Origin of the sequence: Mesorhizobium sp. M4A.F.Ca.ET.050.02.1.1 (genome assembly GCF_003997725.1) — a bacterium.
In the GTDB taxonomy this organism is placed as follows: Bacteria; Pseudomonadota; Alphaproteobacteria; order Rhizobiales; family Rhizobiaceae; genus Mesorhizobium.
On sequence record NZ_RZSG01001108.1, the window covers coordinates 1 to 1,494 of the forward strand.

2 protein-coding genes are annotated in these 1,494 nt (G+C 67.3%); one reads left to right on the top strand and one right to left on the bottom strand.

All coding sequences use genetic code 11. From position 1 onward, the window contains the following. Positions 1–1,214: acetolactate synthase large subunit (locus tag EOA33_RS35430; RefSeq protein WP_127407697.1), on the top strand; the 1,214-nt coding region annotated here is incomplete at its 5' end. A gap of 23 nt (positions 1,215–1,237) precedes the next feature. On the opposite strand, the gene EOA33_RS35435 is transcribed toward EOA33_RS35430, so the two are convergent. Continuing rightward, positions 1,238–1,494 (bottom strand): BolA family protein (locus EOA33_RS35435; protein WP_145989509.1); only part of this gene is annotated, 257 nt, incomplete at its 5' end.

Below are 1,494 nucleotides of genomic sequence, written 5' to 3' on the forward strand. Positions count from 1 at the left end.
ACATCGAGAGCCTGGCGGCGCCGATGTCGCGCTGGGTTCGCCGCATCGACGGTCCGGACGATGTCGAACCCGCGGCGCAGGCGGCGTTGCGCGCCTCGCTGACGCCGCCCGATATCACGACCCTGATCCTGCCGGCCGACGCCGCGTGGGGCGGCGCCGGCCCAGTGGTGTCGGCCAAAGTCGAACTGGCACCGGCACCTGCGGTCGACATGGGTACCGTGCGCAAAATTGCCGAGGCCATTGGCGGTGCGCCAGGACGGGTCGGCATGATCGTACGCGGGCTGGCGGCCCGCGAGGAGGCGCTCGAAATCGCCGGCCAGATCGCCGCGGCCATGGAGGTTCGCCTGTTCAGCGAGGTCCTGGTCGCCCGGATGCAGCGCGGCCGTGGTCGCGTGGCGCCGAGCCGCATTCCCTATCCGATCGACGCCGCGCGAACGCTACTGGCGGACATCGATGTCTTGATCCTTGTCGGGGCGAAGGAGCCGGTGGCCTTCTTCGCCTATCCCGGCAAGCCGGGACGGCTGGTGCGAGATGGCTGTGAGGTGCTGACACTCGCAGCGCATGGCGAGGACCTGAAGGCGGTGCTGGCGGCGCTTCGCGACGAACTCGGCATCAAATCGCCGCAGCCGCTCGCGGTCGCGACGGCCTTTCCCGATGAGCCGACACCACGCGGCAGGCTGACCGACGATGCGATCGCGCTTTCCGTGGCGCGGAAACTGCCCGAGAATGCCATCGTCTGCGACGAGGCTGTCACCTCGGCACGGCGCTATTTCGCCCTGTCGGCCTTTGCCGCGCCGCACGACTACATGATGGGCGCAGGCGGATCGATCGGCGGGGGTATTCCGATGGCGACCGGAGCGGCGATCGCCTGTCCCGGCCGCAAGGTCATCAATCTGGAAGCGGATGGCAGCGGCATGTACACGGTGCAGGGGTTGTGGACCCAGGCCCGGGAAAGGCTCGATGTCGTCACCATCATCTTTTCCAACCGGACCTATGCGATCCTGCATGGCGAGATGCGCAATGTAGGGGTCAATGCCATCGGCGAGAACGCAAGGCGGATGCTCGATCTCGACCAGCCGGCGCTGGATTGGGTTTCGCTGGCGAATGGCATGGGCGTGGAAGCGGCGCGCGCCGACACATGCGAGCGGTTCGATGCCTTGCTGGACAGCGCTCTTTCTCGCACGGGGCCGTTCCTCATCGAAGCGCTGATCTGAGCAGCTCGGTAACCCGCCAAGCCTTACCAGGGGGTCTGCTCGCCCGGCGCGGCGGGTTCGATCGCCAGCGCATGCACACCGGCCTTCAGTTCGTCGGCCAGCAATTCGTTGACGGCGCGGTGGCGCTCGATGCGGCTCATGCCGGCAAAGGAAGGCGAGACGATGCGAACGCGGAAATGCGTCTCGCCGGTGCCGTCGAAGGCGCCGTGATGGTCGGAGCCGGAATGATGATGGCCCGCGTGAAGGTGGCTCTCGTTGATGATGACCAGCCGCTCCGGCG